General features: G+C 42.3%; 14 protein-coding genes and 1 other annotated feature. Of the genes, 10 read left to right on the top strand and 4 right to left on the bottom strand.

Annotation, left to right across the window (positions count from 1 at the left end; translation table 11 throughout):
• Positions 1-24 precede the first annotated feature (24 nt).
• Complete coding sequence (locus tag MOO44_RS07740; protein ID WP_260116560.1) at positions 25-1497, top strand: MDR family MFS transporter; 1473 nt, start codon at positions 25-27, stop codon at positions 1495-1497.
• Between the two features lie 9 nt (positions 1498-1506).
• Here MOO44_RS07740 and mnmM read toward each other — a convergent pair whose 3' ends face one another.
• The gene (mnmM, locus tag MOO44_RS07735; RefSeq protein WP_341482928.1) at positions 1507-2067 is read right to left on the bottom strand and encodes a tRNA 5-(aminomethyl)-2-thiouridylate-methyltransferase MnmM; all 561 of its coding nucleotides are present in this window, start codon (positions 2065-2067) and stop codon (positions 1507-1509) included.
• An 86-nt stretch (positions 2068-2153) separates the two neighbouring features.
• Positions 2154-2370 (top strand) — a binding site (T-box leader).
• Positions 2371-2429: 59 nt separating this feature from the next.
• Here mnmM and leuS point away from each other — a divergent pair.
• Positions 2430-4850 carry a leucine--tRNA ligase gene (leuS, locus tag MOO44_RS07730; protein ID WP_260116559.1) on the top strand — a complete coding sequence of 807 codons (2421 nt, stop codon included), beginning with the start codon at positions 2430-2432 and terminating at the stop codon, positions 4848-4850.
• 157 nt (positions 4851-5007) lie between these two features.
• Entirely contained in the window at positions 5008-6687 is a 1680-nt protein-coding gene (locus tag MOO44_RS07725; RefSeq protein ID WP_260116558.1) for a putative polysaccharide biosynthesis protein, read from the top strand.
• Between the two features lie 59 nt (positions 6688-6746).
• On the opposite strand, the gene MOO44_RS07720 is transcribed toward MOO44_RS07725, so the two are convergent.
• Complete coding sequence (locus tag MOO44_RS07720) at positions 6747-7580, bottom strand: NAD(P)H-hydrate dehydratase (protein WP_260116557.1); 834 nt, start codon at positions 7578-7580, stop codon at positions 6747-6749.
• A 116-nt stretch (positions 7581-7696) separates the two neighbouring features.
• On the opposite strand from MOO44_RS07720, the gene pepV reads away from it, so the two are divergent.
• Positions 7697-9103 (top strand): dipeptidase PepV, encoded by a 1407-nt coding sequence (gene pepV / locus MOO44_RS07715; RefSeq protein ID WP_260116556.1) that lies wholly within the window; start codon positions 7697-7699, stop codon positions 9101-9103.
• 63 nt (positions 9104-9166) lie between these two features.
• Here pepV and MOO44_RS07710 read toward each other — a convergent pair whose 3' ends face one another.
• Both MOO44_RS07710 and mscL read right to left on the bottom strand, forming a co-directional pair.
• Positions 9167-9781, bottom strand: a complete 615-nt coding sequence (locus MOO44_RS07710; protein ID WP_260117329.1) for a deoxynucleoside kinase — start codon at positions 9779-9781, stop codon at positions 9167-9169.
• A 47-nt stretch (positions 9782-9828) separates the two neighbouring features.
• The gene (mscL, locus tag MOO44_RS07705; protein WP_260116555.1) at positions 9829-10308 is read right to left on the bottom strand and encodes a large-conductance mechanosensitive channel protein MscL; all 480 of its coding nucleotides are present in this window, start codon (positions 10306-10308) and stop codon (positions 9829-9831) included.
• Positions 10309-10630: 322 nt separating this feature from the next.
• Between mscL and MOO44_RS07700 the strand changes: the two genes are divergently transcribed.
• The 6 genes from MOO44_RS07700 (at position 10631) to purQ (ending at position 15899) form a co-directional block, all read left to right on the top strand.
• Complete coding sequence (locus MOO44_RS07700; RefSeq protein ID WP_260116554.1) at positions 10631-12487, top strand: S53 family peptidase; 1857 nt, start codon at positions 10631-10633, stop codon at positions 12485-12487.
• Positions 12488-12649: 162 nt separating this feature from the next.
• Entirely contained in the window at positions 12650-13135 is a 486-nt protein-coding gene (gene purE, locus MOO44_RS07695) for a 5-(carboxyamino)imidazole ribonucleotide mutase (RefSeq protein WP_260116553.1), read from the top strand.
• Positions 13119-14240 carry a 5-(carboxyamino)imidazole ribonucleotide synthase gene (gene purK / locus MOO44_RS07690; protein ID WP_260116552.1) on the top strand — a complete coding sequence of 374 codons (1122 nt, stop codon included), beginning with the start codon at positions 13119-13121 and terminating at the stop codon, positions 14238-14240. The genes purE and purK overlap by 17 nt, the downstream gene beginning before the upstream one ends.
• 13 nt (positions 14241-14253) lie before the next feature.
• Positions 14254-14964, top strand: coding sequence for a phosphoribosylaminoimidazolesuccinocarboxamide synthase (gene purC, locus MOO44_RS07685; protein WP_260116551.1), 711 nt, complete (start codon positions 14254-14256; stop codon positions 14962-14964).
• A 14-nt stretch (positions 14965-14978) separates the two neighbouring features.
• Positions 14979-15227, top strand: coding sequence for a phosphoribosylformylglycinamidine synthase subunit PurS (purS, locus tag MOO44_RS07680; RefSeq protein ID WP_260116550.1), 249 nt, complete (start codon positions 14979-14981; stop codon positions 15225-15227).
• Between the two features lie 6 nt (positions 15228-15233).
• A complete protein-coding gene (gene purQ / locus MOO44_RS07675; protein WP_260116549.1) occupies positions 15234-15899 on the top strand; it encodes a phosphoribosylformylglycinamidine synthase subunit PurQ in 666 nt (221 codons plus the stop codon).
• Positions 15900-15904 lie beyond the last annotated feature (5 nt).

Below are 15904 nucleotides of genomic sequence, written 5' to 3'. Positions count from 1 at the left end.
TTTATTATCAAGATAGGTGAAGGTATGAACAACTTAGATAATAATGAAACAAATCGGTTAATTGTTACAATTGCATTGTTTATGGGAACCTTTTTAAGTGCAATTGAAGGAACGATTGTTTCAACTGCGATGCCCACAATTGTTGGTGAGTTAAAAGGGGTTTCATTGATGAACTGGGTGTTTTCCATTTATTTATTGACCAGTTCGATTGCCACCCCCATATATGGAAAATTATCTGACCAAATTGGCCGAAAACGAGTGCTAATGTCTGGATTAGGGGTTTTTACGATTGGATCCCTGTTATCTGGTTTGGCCACTAGTATGCCTAGTTTAATTATCTGGCGTGCAATTCAAGGAATCGGTGCAGGGGTGATCCTACCGGTAGCATACGCAATCATTGCTGACATATATCCGTTTGCTAAACGGTCTAAGGTGATTGGATTGAATGGTGCTGCATGGGGGATTTCAGCAGTTATTGCACCACTATTTGGTGGTTTTATCGTTGATACTTTTAATTGGCGTTGGATATTTTTTCTGAACGTGCCAATTGGCTTAATTATTATGGGCATGATCATGCTTGCACTCGAATCAGATTCGGAACGTAAACATGCTAATATTGATTATTTAGGTATTGTGTATTTAGTTGTGATTATATTATCAATTATGTTTATGATTCAATTGATTGGCGATCGTCAGGTAAGGCTATCAAGGATTGCATTTTGGTTCGTAGCCCTGTTCGTTAGTTTTATTTTATTTATTAGGCATGAACATTCATTTCCTGAACCGATTATTCCAATGGGCATGTTTAGGCATCGCTCATTCGTTGCCCAAAATCTAGTCACCTTTTTTATTAGTGGCTTTGTGATGTGTATTGAAGTCTACGTGCCAAACTGGATTCAGGGGTTAATGGGCATGAAGGCCTCAATGGCGGGACTAGCGATTACCCCTAGTTCGATTTTATGGTTTGGAGGATCGATTATTTCAGGATGGTTAATCATAAGATTACATTCACGAGATGTCACAACGGTCGGCATTTGCCTGGTGTTAGCGGGCGCAATTGGCTTTATAATGATGCCCCAAACAGCTTCATTTAACCGATTAGTGTTAGTGGCTTCGGTTTGTGGTCTGGGCTTTGGAATTGCAACGACGAATCCAACGGTAGTAATTCAAGATAAGGTGAAGGATGAAAACGTGGGCGCAGCGACTTCGTTCAACGTCCTTTGTCGCACATTAGGGCAAACGATGTTTATCGTTATTTTCGGTATTTTTATGAATACTTCATTACGAGTGGGGACCCTTCAAGTATCTGGGACTTCCGTTAAGATGATCAATAAATTAATGAACCCAGAGGCTGCTGAAACCCTTCCGGCAAAGTTAATTCCAAATCTAAAGGACATTTTATATAATGCTTTACACAACGTTTTTCTAGTGGGATTCATCATTGTAGGATTAGCTTTGATTATTAATGTTTTCTATCGCAAAAAAGATGTAGCATAGTTAAATGCTTCATCTTTTTTGAATTGCTAATAAAATGGGGGGTTCATTGACTTGGTTGATGAATTGATACTGTAACACCGTGAATTGTTTTTGGGGTAGTTGGTTAGCAAATTTCATCACGGCGTTTTTTTCAGTCAATCCGCCGGGGTGGCCATAGTATAAAACGATTCCGATAATTCCGGATGGCGTCAGGCGGGTTAGGCATGCTTTAATTGCTTTAATTGTAGTGGCCCCATTTGTAATCATTTGGTGGTCGCCACCTGGGAGGTACCCTAAGTTAAACATGGCCCCCTTGATTTGAACATCCTTGGCAAGAACTTGCTCAATTTGTTCATGGCCCTGATGAAATAACCGGACCCGGCTTAAAAGGTTACTATTTTTTAGGCGGGCGGTGGTATTGTCGATGGCTAGTTGTTGGACGTCAAATCCGTATACCCGCCCGGAAGGCCCCACTAAATTTGCTAAAAATTCAGTATCATGTCCGTTGCCAACTGTGGCATCAACAACGACATCACCAGCTTGGACAACTGATTGTAATAGCGTGTGACTATAAGCTAATGCTGATTTAATTTTAATTTTAAATGCTTCCCTTCATAAAATAATAAAATGTTAACTTGCTTTTATAGGATAACTTTGCTATTATAACATTAAATTAAACAACTTAAATGAAGCGAAATATTAGCTGCGTTAATTCTTTTCAGAGACTAAATGGTTAGTGCGAATTTAGATGGTTAATCAGTGAACTCATCGCAATCGATTTTTAATTGAACTAGATATTAAGTAGATTAAAACGTTTTCCGCGTTAAGGATCCAAGTGCTTTACCCGTTATGGGTGGAGAATTTAGGTGGTACCGCGGAATAGTCGCCCTATAGAAGAATCTTTTTCTATGGGGCGTTTTTTGTTGTTTAGGAAGAAAGAGGAGGAAATTTAAATGCCTTACGATCATACAGATGTGGAAAAGAAATGGCAACGTTACTGGGATAAGCATCATACTTTTGCAACCGGTGAAGATCAAGATAAAGAAAAGTACTATGTTTTGGATATGTTCCCTTATCCATCAGGGAAGGGCCTGCATGTTGGGCATCCAGAAGGATATACTGCAACTGATATTATGGCCAGAATGGCACGGATGAAGGGCAAAAATGTTTTACATCCAATGGGGTGGGATGCATTTGGATTGCCAGCTGAACAATATGCAATGAAGACTGGTCATCATCCTGGTAAATTTACCGAAGAAAACATCGGGGTCTTCAAAAAACAAATTAAGTCATTAGGATTTTCATATGATTGGGATCGCGAAATTAACACGACTGATCCTGACTATTACAAGTGGACTCAATGGATTTTCGAACAACTCTATAAGAAGGGCCTGGCTTACGAAGACGAAATTGAAGTTAACTGGGCACCTGATTTAATGGGTGGAACCGTGGTTGCCAACGAAGAGGTGATCAACGGAAAGACTGAACGGGGTGATTTCCCAGTCTACCGGGTCCCAATGCGGCAATGGGTCCTACGGATTACTGCATATGCCGACCGTTTGATCGATGACTTGGATGATTTGGATTGGCCTGAAAGCATCAAGGAACAACAACGGAATTGGATTGGCCGTTCAGTTGGTGCTAGTGTTGACTTTAAGGTCAAGGACCATGAAGATAAAAAGATTGAAGTCTTTACCACCAGACCGGATACATTGTTTGGAGCTACCTACATGGTGTTAGCACCAGAACATAAATTAGTGGATGAAATTACTACGCCCGATCAAAAACAAGCTGTTGAAGACTACCGCAAGCAAGTTTCGACCAAGTCCGACTTGGAAAGAACTGATTTGAACAAAAACAAGAGTGGGGTCTTTACTGGAGCATATGGAATTAACCCCATTAACGGTGAAGCAGTTCCAATTTGGATTGGTGATTATGTCTTGATTTCATACGGAACCGGTGCCATTATGGCGGTTCCTGCTCACGATGATCGTGATTATGAATTTGCTACTAAGTTTGATTTACCAATTAAACCCGTGATTGAGGGTGGTGACGTTGCTAAGGAAGCCTACACTGGTGATGGAAAGCACATTAATTCCGGCTTCTTGGATGGCATGGATAAAAAGACCGCCATCGCTGCTGCAATTGATTGGTTAACTGAACACGATGCTGGCCATAAGAAGGTTAACTACCGGCTCCGTGACTGGATTTTCTCCCGGCAAAGATATTGGGGTGAACCAATTCCAGTTATCCACTGGGAAGATGGTGAAACCACTTTAGTTCCTGAAGATGAGTTACCATTAAAACTACCAAATACCGATAATCTAAAACCATCCGGAACCGGTGAAAGCCCACTAGCCAATGTTTCTGACTGGGTCAATGTGGTGGATAAGAATGGTCGGAAGGGTAAACGTGAAACCAATACGATGCCACAATGGGCTGGAAGTTCATGGTATTACATTCGCTATATCGATCCACATAATAATAAGCAAATTGCGGATTCTGAAAAGATGAACTACTGGCTACCAGTCGACCTCTACGTCGGTGGTGCAGAACATGCTGTATTGCACTTGTTGTACGCTCGATTCTGGCATAAAGTCCTTTATGACTTGGGCGTAGTTCCGACTAAGGAACCATTCCAAAAGTTAGTTAACCAAGGGATGATTTTAGGAACCAACCACGAAAAGATGTCCAAGTCCAAGGGAAATGTAATTAACCCAGATGATATCGTTAATGAATACGGTGCTGATACCCTTAGACTCTATGAAATGTTTATGGGTCCATTGACCGAAGCAAAGCCATGGAGTACCGAAGGAATTAAGGGTTCATACCGTTGGTTGAACCGGGTATGGCGCCTCTTCTTAGATGATAATAACCATCTTCGTGATCGGGTAACGACCATCGATGATGGGAAGCTGGATAAGGTCTACAATGAAACCGTTAAGATTGTTACTAATGATATGGAACGGATGCGTTTCAATGTCGCTATTTCACAATTGATGGTCTTCATTAATGAAGCCTACAAAGCCGACAGTTTACCATTTAAGTATGTGGAAGGCTTTATTAAAATGCTTTCACCAATTGCGCCCCACATTGCAGAAGAAATGTGGAGTAAGTGTGGGCATGATGAATCAATTGCATACGAATCATGGCCTACCTATGATGAAAGCATGCTAGTTGAAGACACGGTCCAAATCGTAGTGCAAGTTAACGGTAAGGTTCGTGCACACATCAAGGCATCTAAGGATGCATCTAAGGATGCAGTTGAAAAACAAGCATTAGCTGACGCAAAAGTGAAGGAATTTACCGATGGGAAGACGATTCGAAAGGTGATTGTAGTCCCTGGTAAAATTGTTAACATCGTTGCAAACTAATTGAAGCTCCTTTAAAAGTCCACTTTTTAGTGGGCTTTTTTTGGTTAAGGAATGGTATTGATTAAAAACAACCTGTTGCTATCAATTCGATTTTTGATTAAAATTAGTAAGTTATGTAATTTTTAACCAGAAATCGAGTAAGAAAGTAGGAATAAAAATGCAAGAGACGCAACGCGAAGAAGCGGTTCAGGGATTAACTGATACTGATAAGGGTTCGCAAGAAACGATGCTCAAGGGCTCTGCTTGGATGACCGGTGGGAGCATTCTATCGCGAATCTTGGGGGCGGTTTATATCATTCCCTGGCGCATCTGGTTCGCTGGATTCTTCTTCCAAGCTAACGCCCTATACGTGCAGGGATACAATGTGTATGGAGTCTTGTTAATTGCAGCAATTGCTGGAATTCCTTCCGCGGTGGCTAAACAGGTGGCGCACTATAACACCTTAAATGAATACGGGGTCGGCTTTAAATTATACAAGCGGGGGCTGTTGCTATCGATTAGTACTGGGATTATATTCGCATTGCTTTTGTACTTTGCGGCACCACTATTGGATAATGGTGATCCAAACGTAATTCCAGTTATGCGGGCACTTTCTTGGGCGATTTTAGTCATTCCGACCATGAGTTTGACCCGCGGGTTCTTTCAAGGTTATCAAGATATGGCCCCATCAGCAATTTCACAGTTCGTCGAACAATTGGTCCGGGTCTTATACATGTTGATAACAGCGCTTTTGATTATGCATCTAGGGGTCATTAAGGGAGATTGGATTACAGCAGTTTCACAGTCGACCTTTGCAGCTTTTATGGGGGCGGTAGCCGGATTACTAGTGCTCGGGTACTACTATTTCAAGCGCCGTCACTACTACCGGAGCTTGGTTGCTAATAGTAATCACCAACTAGAGGTTAAAACGATTCAATTATACAAAGAAATTATTCAACAAGCCGTTCCATTCATTATTTTGGGTGCTGGGGTGTTGATTTTTCAATTAATTGATCAATTTACGTTCTTCGACTTGATGCGGGTGTTCCGTAATTATCCAGAAGTAGTGTTACAAAAGCTATTTGCTATTTATGCGGGGAATGCTAATAAGCTGGTCATGATTACCATTTCCCTCGCCTCTGCCCTAGCAATTACGGTGGTACCACTACTTTCCAGAGCCTATACCAATAACGACCACGATGGAATTAGACGTGAAATTATCAATGGATTGATTTTATTTGAATTTATTATGATTCCATCGGCACTGGGGATGGCAGCAATTGCTGGGCCATTGAACCGGCTCTTTAACGGGACCGGCTACGGACACTTATCGGCGAATGTGCTTTCATTTTACTCGATCGTTTCCATTATTCTAGGGTTGTTCACCGTTATTTCTGCCATTATGCAGGGAATTTACCAAAATAAATTAGCGGTGAAGTACTTCATTATTGGAACGATCGTTAAAATTATTTGTCAGGTTCCAGCGATTGCATTATTCGGCACCTTTGGCCCGTTAGTGGCTACTTCTATTGGCTTTATCGTTACTAACGGATTGATTCTTAATTCATTGACGAAGCAATTTCACATTAGTTATCGGTTAGTGGTAAAACGAACGAACCAGATTTTATTATTCTCGATTTTGACCTACTTAACAGCATTGATCAGTGTCTTTGCATTTAACTGGGGACTGGGACACTTTATGGATATTCATTCCACGATTGGCAGTGGGGTTGTAACTGCAATCGCAGTTGTTTTAGGTGGTGGCGTGTATATTTACGCGACGCTTAAGACCCGCTTGGCTGATCAAATTGTGGGGGCCCGGGTTGCTCGAATTCGGAATCAGCTTCATATTAAATAGTGATTAATTGAAAAGAGCATTCACAAATTTAAATTGTGAATGCTCTTTTGACTTGTTGATTATTTATCCGCTTCGTTTTGCTTCATGAACTGTGGAATGTGATGGATAATTTGGTGCGGTAATACCACGTATTGATTTTGAGCTAGTTGGTCAGCAATCGCACTATGGGCGTAGACTGCAGCAGCGACCGCATTTTCCTTATTAGCGAATTGGGCAACGAAGCCGCCCACCATTCCAGCTAGTGTATCACCCATCCCACCAGTAGCTTGGGCAGGGGTCCCAGCGGTATTTTCATAGACGTCATCCTTAGTGTAAACCTGGGTGCGGTGTGATTTTAGCACCACAATGGCGTTTAATTGATCACGAACAGTCTGATTCCTAGCGACATCACTTTGGTCTGCCAATTTAATTCCAGACAAGCGTTGCCATTCGATTTGATGGGGGGTCAAAATGATGCGGGCATCTGGCAACGATAGGTGCTCGGTTGCCACCATTGTAATTGCAGACCCATCAATAATTAGCAATTGCTCGGGCGTAACGGTCTTAAAAACGGTTTTCAGGACTGCAAGAGCTTCAGCATCCGTCCCTAATCCGCAACCAATTACGATTACATCGGCCCCTTGAACTGAACTCGTCAATGTGTCTACGTTATGATAATCAGCGACCATTGCCTCCGGAAGTTGGGCGTGAATGCTAGTTTTGTTGGCCGGATCAGTTAACGTGGTAACGAGCCCCGCACCAGAGTAAACGGCAGCCATGGTGGCCATGATAATGGCGCCACCAAAGTTTGCGTTCCCGCCCACTAGGGTAATGTGACCATACGTCCCCTTAAAGCTATTATCGGGTCTAACGCGAATGGTTTGTTTTAAAGTTGCTTGATTAATATATTTCATGCTCTCCACCTCTTGGAATTTATTATATCATTAAAAATGAGCACCTTTAAACATGGCAACCATTGGAAGTTATGCTAAAATGAAACCAGTTACATAAATTAAGGAGGTTACTTTTTATGACTGTTGATTGGAAACAAAGGGCGAAAGCATATCAAGATGACTATCTAAATGATCTAAAGGAATTAGTATCAATTGATAGTGAACGTGATGATGCACACGCAAGTGATGAATTTCCATTAGGACCGGGTCCCGCCGCTGCATTGGCAAAGTATTTGGAAATTGGGAAACGGGATGGCTTTAAGACCAAGAACTATGATAATCTAGCCGGCTACATTGAATATGGGGATGGCGATAAGACCCTTGGGATTATTGTGCATGCCGATGTGATGCCAGCTGGTGAAGGTTGGAATACCGATCCATTTGAACTAACGATTAAGGATAATGTTGCTTATGGTCGTGGCACTTCTGATGATAAGGGGCCGGGGCTAGCTGCATACTATGGTTTGCGGATGCTAAAGGATGCCGGGATTCAGCCCAAGTTTAGAATTCGCTTTCTGATTGGTACCGATGAGGAAAGCAATTGGACCGGCATCAAACACTACTTAAAGACCGAACCAGCCCCTGATTTAGGGTTCTCACCAGATGCTGAATTTCCGGTGATTAACGGTGAAAAGGGGAATACTACCTTTGTAACAACCTTTAGTGGTCACAATGCCGGGGAAGAAGATACTGAATTTACGCTCAGAACCTTTAAAGCCGGCTTACGCGATAACATGGTGCCACGGGATGCATTTGCAGTGGTGGAATCAGATGATAACGAACGGGTCTCAGATGACTTTACTAAGTTCTTAGATCACTATCCAGTTAGCGGTGATTCTGAACTAACCGATGGCGGCCTTCAATTGCACGTGATTGGAAAGTCGGCCCATGGAATGGAACCAGATGATGGGGTAAATGCGGGAACCTATTTAGCGACCTTCCTAAATCAATACCCATTTTCAGGGGATGCGAAGCATTTTGTTTCGTTCATTGCCAATAAGCTGCATGATGATTCAAGGGGCCATCAGTTGGGCATTAACCTTACTGACGATGTAATGGGTGACTTAACCATGAACGTTGGGATTATGCGCTATGACATTAAAGATGGCGGCATGGTCAACACTAACTTTAGATATCCAAAGGGAATGGGCCCTGCTGACATTCAGCGTGGGTTGACTAACGGGGCCACTGCTGGCAATGTGACCCAAGAAGATGATATGGGACCACATTTTGTTTCTGCTGATGATCCATTCGTCAAAACTTTGATTTCAGTTTATAAGGAATTAACCGGTGAAACTGACGCTAAGCCACACGTAGTGGGTGGTGGTTCGTTTGCCCGGTTGATGGAACGTGGGGTGGCCTTTGGGGCGTTATTCCCATGGACAAAGAATACGATGCACCAAGCAAATGAATTTCAACCAATTGATGATTTAATGTTGGCAATGGCCATTTATGGAAAGGTATTAGCCACGTTAAATGAATAGTTATTTTGATTATAATTAAAAAAACAGGGCTTAGTTTTTAAACTAAGGCCTGTTTTTGGTAAATTAAACGTTAAATTGACTCACCGCATCATCAATTTGCCCCAACACGATTGGAACGTTGTTGGGATTCGCTAAATCGTACGTTTGTAAATCAATTTTGATTTTGGGAGTTTCATCATATTCCGCAAACCATTTTTGGTATGCTTGCCATAATCGATAGTAATAATTTTGTAACTGTGGATCATTATCACATTGTTCATATTCACGGCCTCGTTTTTTGATCCGGCTAAGTACAGTATCAAAGTCCGCATATGAATAAACCATTAAGTCTGAATGGTTAGTGGGCATTGAACGGAGCTCGCCCAACATATTAGCTAATAATTCATCATAGATTGCAAGTTCTTGATTCGAAATATTACCATCCAGATGGTTTTGCTGGGTGAACAGGTGGTCTTCATAAATTGAGCGGTCCAAGACGTTATGTGGATTGCGCTTCGCGCGCTTTATCATTTGGAACCGCTTATTTAAAAAGAAAATTTGGAGCAGAAATCCATAGCGCTTTGGATCCCGGTAGAACAACGGGAGCACCGGATTTTCACCGACTGGTTCGTAATACGGACGGCTGCCAAAGTGCTTGGCAATTTTACCAGTTAGGGTGGTTTTACCCACCCCAATCATTCCTGCAGTAATTATCACAACTTAACCTTCCTTTATCGAATCCATGCTTACTTTTTAGTTCCGTGATTTGCTGCTGCAGACTTATCAGCAGCTGAGCCATTACTTGGATTCTCAGATGATGAGTCTTCCGCATCGGCAGCGGTAGCATTCGCTGGATCGTCATTGGGCTGGCTTTTTTCCAAAATGCCCTTGATATCAGTTAATAACTGATCGGTAGTGCTGGGCTTAGAAGCAGTATTGCGATTAGTGACCTTGTTAAAAACCCTAATAATGATAAAGACCACGAACGCAATGATTAGAAAGTTAATGATTGAATTCAAAAAGGTTCCTAACATAAAGTGGGCCTTGCCAACGGTGAATACAATTCCTGATAGGTCGATTTTACCCAAGAAAATCCCAATTAATGGATTGATCAAGTTTTTAGTAAGGGATTGGACGATTCCGGTAAATGCAGAACCAATAATGATCCCGACTGCCATATCGATGACGCTCCCCCTGGAAATAAATGCTTTAAAATCTTTAAACATAGTAACTTATTACCCCTCTCTTGTTTAGTCAAACTGAATAATATATAGTATAATTGTATTTTAACAGATATTATCATAATCAAATAATAAAAAGCAGAAATGGTGGTTCGTTGAGCAAAAAAGATTATATTTGGTTAACCGTATTTATCATAATTGTCGTTCTTGCTACTTTTATAATTACCATGAGTCTAAACATTAGTGAAGTTCAGATTATTACGACTTGGATCATTGTTTGTATTCTTTTACAGGTAACGTTGACAACGATAATTATTATTAAAACCAAACAAAAGTTAAAGCGTCAAAAAGAAGAGGATCGAGAGGATTGATTAAAATCACACATAACCATTCAAGCATCTTTAATGAAGTAATTCAGGTGGGATTAGTCGCCCTAATTTCACTAGTGGGCATGACTAGTCTCAATGAACCAACTACTGCCAGTGCTGCCAGTAATAAAAAGGTGACGGCAGTTAAGGCGACTAAGCAGCAAACCATTAATTTGATTTTAACCCCCCGGGCCAAGGGCCAACTAGATGAATACGTGAATCAAACGATTACCCCCGGAAATGATAACTATCGGAAGTATTTAACCCCCAAGCAATTCGCCAAACGATACGGTCAATCTGATCGATCGGTTAGGCAGATTAAAAAGTACTTCCAAAAATATCACATCAAAACCAGCGTCTATTCCGGTAATTTGGTTCTTAAATTAACTGGGCAGACCAAGAACGTCGAAAGGGCGTTTAAGATTAAGCTCCAAAATATCAAGGTGCCAGGAGATAGCTATCAAAAGGCCAACCGTAAGTATCAGCTACCGTATTCAGTGAGTGCTAAGGTAATGGGCATCTTTGGACTAAACAACAATACCTATTTAAATTCTAGCCGGATGGCTTCCGATAAATTATCGAAAGAAACCAGTGATATTAACACCTATCAGGGTACACCACAAAAATTCATGGATACTTATAATGCTGGAGCCCTTTACTCCAAAAACCATGTTGGTGCCGGGCAAACAATTGGGATTATTTCGTTTGCAAAGTTTAAGCCGAGTGATGCCACTAAGTTTTGGAAAAAAGAGGGCATTCCGGCTAAGGCCAACCGAATCAAAACTTATCAGATCGGGAAAAGTTCTTATTCCGGACAAGATGAGACTGCAATGGACGTTGAGCAGGCGGGAGCAGTGGCCCCTAAGGCTAACATCAACGTCTATGAAAGTAATGCTTCTGCATCTGGGATGATCAATTCATTGGCCACCGCGGTTTCACAAAATGCAGTTAGTAGCCTTTCGATTAGTTGGGGGCAGAGTGAAAACCAGGTTAGGAACCAAATTAAGCTGGGCTTATTACCGGCAAACTACATCCAAATTTTGAACTTAATGTTTGAACAAGCAGCTAGCCAGGGGATGAGCGTATTTGCATCCACTGGTGATAACGGAGCTTACGATGGGATGGGTGAGAATCGGTATCCAAAACTAACGACGGATACCCCAGCCACTTCGCCCTATGTTACCGCTGTGGGTGGGACGACGTTGCCTAGAAATTACACCATTAATGGGAAGCACTATACCATCGGCAAGGAACGCGCCTGGAGTAGTGACTACCTTTACCCTAAATTTGATGCTGATGCCACGTTAACACCTGCTAGGAACCCCGCTAAGTGGGTGGCTAGTTACTTTGCAGGAAGCGGGGGCGGGTTTAGTTCTTATAATCCGGTCCCAAGTTACCAAGCTGGTTTCAGTGGCGTAGGGACGTTCCGGGCTAGCCAAATTTGGGAATATGGCAATGGCTATTTAAAACGGTTGAATAAGCCAACTGTGGTTACCGGGAAGCACTCCGGCCGAAACGTTCCGGACGTGGTGGCTAATGCTGATCCGAATACCGGATATGCATCCTACTATAATGGAAAGTGGTACGTTACCGGTGGGACGAGTGTAGTAACGCCCCAAATTGCTGGAATGGCTGCGGTTATTAACAGTGCCCAGGGGAAGCGAATGGGCTTTTGGAATCCGCAGATTTATCAGTTCGCTAAGGGAGCCGACTCACCATTTACACCGCTCGATAGTGACACCAATAACAATAATCTTTATTATACTGGCCAACCCGGTAAGCTTTACAACCAAGCAACTGGATTGGGAACGATTGATTTCGGTAAGTTGAATACTGCTTTTAGCAACCGTAAATAAAAATAACGCCCAACCGGGCGTTATTTTTTTGCATTTTTATAATCTTTTCTTTAAAATAAACCGAACTTTAAAAGAAAACTTAAATGATAACGTTCGTGTTTTTGTTGACGAAATTCGTTCCAATTGTTATTATTAAGGTACCAATTAGTAAAGGAGACTTTTTTGATGGAAGTTGCACTCGTAATGGGGTCAATCTCAGATTGGCCAGTAGTTAAGCAAACTGCTGAAATGCTAGAAAGCCTAGGAGTTAGTTATGACAAACATGTCATCTCTGCTCACCGGATGCCCGAACAGTTACAGACATTTGGTGCGCAAGCAAAAGGCGAACATTATCAGGTGATCATTGCTGCTGCTGGTGGGGCTGCCCACCTGCCAGGGATGATGGCTGCTAATACTACCCTTCCGGTGATTGGAATTCCCGTTCAAACGAAGGCCCTTAATGGAGTAGACTCACTCCTTTCGATGGTCCAAATGCCATCAGGGGTGCCGGTGGCTACCGTTGCAATCGGCGATGCAGGGGCTAAAAATGCAGCGATTTTAGCTGCTCAAATTATCGCATTGCATAACGACACCGTTAACCAAAAATTAGTTCAGTTTAGAACTAATCAGACTCAGGAGGCAATTAAGAGCAATGACCAACTCAATTAAGACGATTTTACCACCCGCTACGATCGGAATTTTAGGTGGTGGCCAGTTAGGCCAAATGATGGCCCTGGCTGCTAAATCAATGGGCTATAAGGTCGGTATTTTAGACCCGACTAAGGATGCTCCTGCGGCTCAGGTGTCTGATTTCCAAATTGTTGCGGATTACGATGATCAAGCAGCGCTTCAAGAGCTAGCCCAACGGGCGGATGTTCTAACCTATGAATTTGAAAATGTTGATCAAGCAGCCCTAGCCAAGGTCACGAACTTAGTGGATGTTCCACAGGCCATTGATGAATTAACAATTACGAGTCATCGGCTGCATGAAAAAAACTTCTTAAAGGAGCATCACATTCCAGTCACTAATTTTGCTGCCGTTAATACCGCTGCTGATTTAAAGCGGGCGGTGAGTGAAATTGGCTTTCCGGGAATTTTAAAAACCTGTGAAGGTGGTTATGATGGACACGACCAAATTGATATTAATAACCAAAGTGACGTTGAAAAAGCCGCTGGTGAATTGAACGACCGGGAATGGATTTTTGAGCAAAAACAACCATTCGTAAAGGAAGTTTCAATTATGGTGACTAGGGACGTGACCGGCAAGAAGATTCCATTCCCGTTGAGTGAAAACATCCATCAACACCACATCCTACACACGAGCATCGTTCCAGCACGCGTCTCCACCACGGTTCACGAACAAGCTAGCCAAATTGCCACCAAGATTGCCGATCGCTTAGAATTAGTGGGCGTATTAGGGATTGAATTCTTCTTAATGGAAGATGGCACGCTACTAGTAAATGAGCTAGCCCCTAGACCCCATAACTCTGGTCACTATTCAATTGAGGCTTGTAACATTTCTCAATTTGAGGCCCACATTAGAAGTATTTGCGGACTGGCAATTCCAACCATCGAACAGGACCATCCAGCAGTGATGGTGAACCTATTGGGTGATAACCTGACCGTTGCTAGGCAGGCACTTCCGACGCATCCCGAATGGCACTTTCATGATTACGGCAAGGCTGAAATCAGACCTGGTCGGAAAATGGGCCACGTAACGGTCGTTGGCGATTCCATCGCAAAGTTGTTAGAACAAGTTAATCAATTTAAATAAGGAGTTCATACCCATGTCATCATTAGTAGCTTCAGGCAAAACCAAAGAATTATACACCACTGACGATCCGAACGTATTGCGGGTTCACTACACTAATCACACCACCGCTGGTGATGGGGAACGTAACGAATTGATCCCAGACAAGGGGGCCGTTAATAATCAAATTTCCAGCCTGATTTTTGGCTATTTGAACCAAGCTGGCGTTGCTACGCACTTTGTTAACCAACTGGATGCGACCGACCAGTTGAACAAGCGGGTGCAGATGATTCCATTGGAAGTGGTAATTAGAAACCTAGCTGCTGGACACTTTCAAAAGCGGTTTGGGACGACCTACCTACGCCCACTGACTAAACCAGTGGTTGAATACTTCTTTAAGAGTGATGAATTGCATGATCCAATGGTTAATGATTCGGATGCCCAGGCGTTAGACATCGCCACTGAGGACCAGTTAGTAACGATGCGGACGATTGCATTAAAGGTAAATCAATTAATGATTAAGTTATTTAAATCAATGAACATTATTTTAGTTGATTTTAAAGTTGAATTTGGGATTACCGATGATGGGCAGATCATTTTAGCTGATGAAATTTCACCCGATTCATGCCGGCTCTTAGATGCTGACACGAAGCAATCATTGGACAAGGATGTCTTTAGAAAACAAACTGGTGACATGATGACCGGTTATCGCGAGATTTTATCTAAATTACAAGCAGCTTTAAAATAGAGAGGAAATTAAAAATGTACCTAGCTAAAATTTACGTTACCCATAAACCATCGATTTTAGATCCCCAAGGAGAAGCAGTTAAAAACGCCCTCCATCGTTTGAACTACACTTCGATCGAATCGATTTCACAGGGGAAATTTTTCGAAGTTAACATTAATGCTGATAGTAAGGAAGCTGCCATCAAGGTAGTTGAATCCATTTGTAAGGACCTCTTAGTGAACCAGAACATGGAAACCTACAGTTACGAAGTAGAGGAAGGATAGATACCAATGAAATTCGCTGTAATTAGTTTTCCCGGCTCCAATTGTGATTGGGATATGTACTATGCAATTAATGATGCACTCGGCCAAGAAGCTGACATGGTCAGATCTGATGAAACAAATCTGGACCAATACGATGGCGTTTTAATTCCCGGCGGGTTTTCATACGGTGATTATCTCAGGAGTGGTGCCATTGCTAGATTTGCCCCTGCAATGCAAGCCGTTAAAAAAATGGCTGAAGCTGGTAAGCCGGTCCTTGGGGTCTGCAATGGGTTTCAAATTCTAGTGGAGGCGGGACTGCTTCCCGGTTCATTACAAAATAACACTAGCATGGAATTTATTTCTGATTGGGCTCCATTGAAGGTCGTCAATAATCAGACCATGTTTACGAACGGCTATGCAAAGGATGAAACGATTACGATTCCAATTGCTCACGGTGAGGGAAACTATTACTGCGATGATGAAACCTTAAAGCAACTTCAGGCAAACCATCAAATCGTTTTTACCTATGAAGATAATCCAAACGGAAGTCGGAATAACATCGCTGGGGTGACTAATCAAGCTGGGAATGTGTTGGGCATGATGCCCCATCCAGAAAGAGCAGTCGAATCGATTCTTGGCGGAACCGATGGATTAACGTTGTTTAAATCGATCTTAAATCAAGTGAGGAGCTAATATCA

Source organism: Nicoliella spurrieriana, from assembly GCF_023380205.1.
Taxonomy (GTDB): domain Bacteria; phylum Bacillota; class Bacilli; order Lactobacillales; family Lactobacillaceae; genus Nicoliella; species Nicoliella spurrieriana.
This window is presented reverse-complemented; position numbering and strand designations above follow the sequence as displayed.

What these genes read in the sequence shown, in the direction of transcription:
- MOO44_RS07740 (WP_260116560.1), top strand. Translation starts at nt 25, where the DNA reads ATGAACAACTTAGATAATAATGAAACAAATCGGTTAATTGTTACAATT.
- leuS (WP_260116559.1), top strand. Translation starts at nt 2,430, where the DNA reads ATGCCTTACGATCATACAGATGTGGAAAAGAAATGGCAACGTTACTGG.
- MOO44_RS07725 (WP_260116558.1), top strand. Translation starts at nt 5,008, where the DNA reads ATGCAAGAGACGCAACGCGAAGAAGCGGTTCAGGGATTAACTGATACT.
- MOO44_RS07720 (WP_260116557.1), bottom strand. Translation starts at nt 7,580, where the DNA reads ATGAAATATATTAATCAAGCAACTTTAAAACAAACCATTCGCGTTAGA.
- pepV (WP_260116556.1), top strand. Translation starts at nt 7,697, where the DNA reads ATGACTGTTGATTGGAAACAAAGGGCGAAAGCATATCAAGATGACTAT.
- MOO44_RS07710 (WP_260117329.1), bottom strand. Translation starts at nt 9,781, where the DNA reads ATGATTGGGGTGGGTAAAACCACCCTAACTGGTAAAATTGCCAAGCAC.
- mscL (WP_260116555.1), bottom strand. Translation starts at nt 10,308, where the DNA reads ATGTTTAAAGATTTTAAAGCATTTATTTCCAGGGGGAGCGTCATCGAT.
- purK (WP_260116552.1), top strand. Translation starts at nt 13,119, where the DNA reads ATGACCAACTCAATTAAGACGATTTTACCACCCGCTACGATCGGAATT.
- purC (WP_260116551.1), top strand. Translation starts at nt 14,254, where the DNA reads ATGTCATCATTAGTAGCTTCAGGCAAAACCAAAGAATTATACACCACT.
- purS (WP_260116550.1), top strand. Translation starts at nt 14,979, where the DNA reads ATGTACCTAGCTAAAATTTACGTTACCCATAAACCATCGATTTTAGAT.
- purQ (WP_260116549.1), top strand. Translation starts at nt 15,234, where the DNA reads ATGAAATTCGCTGTAATTAGTTTTCCCGGCTCCAATTGTGATTGGGAT.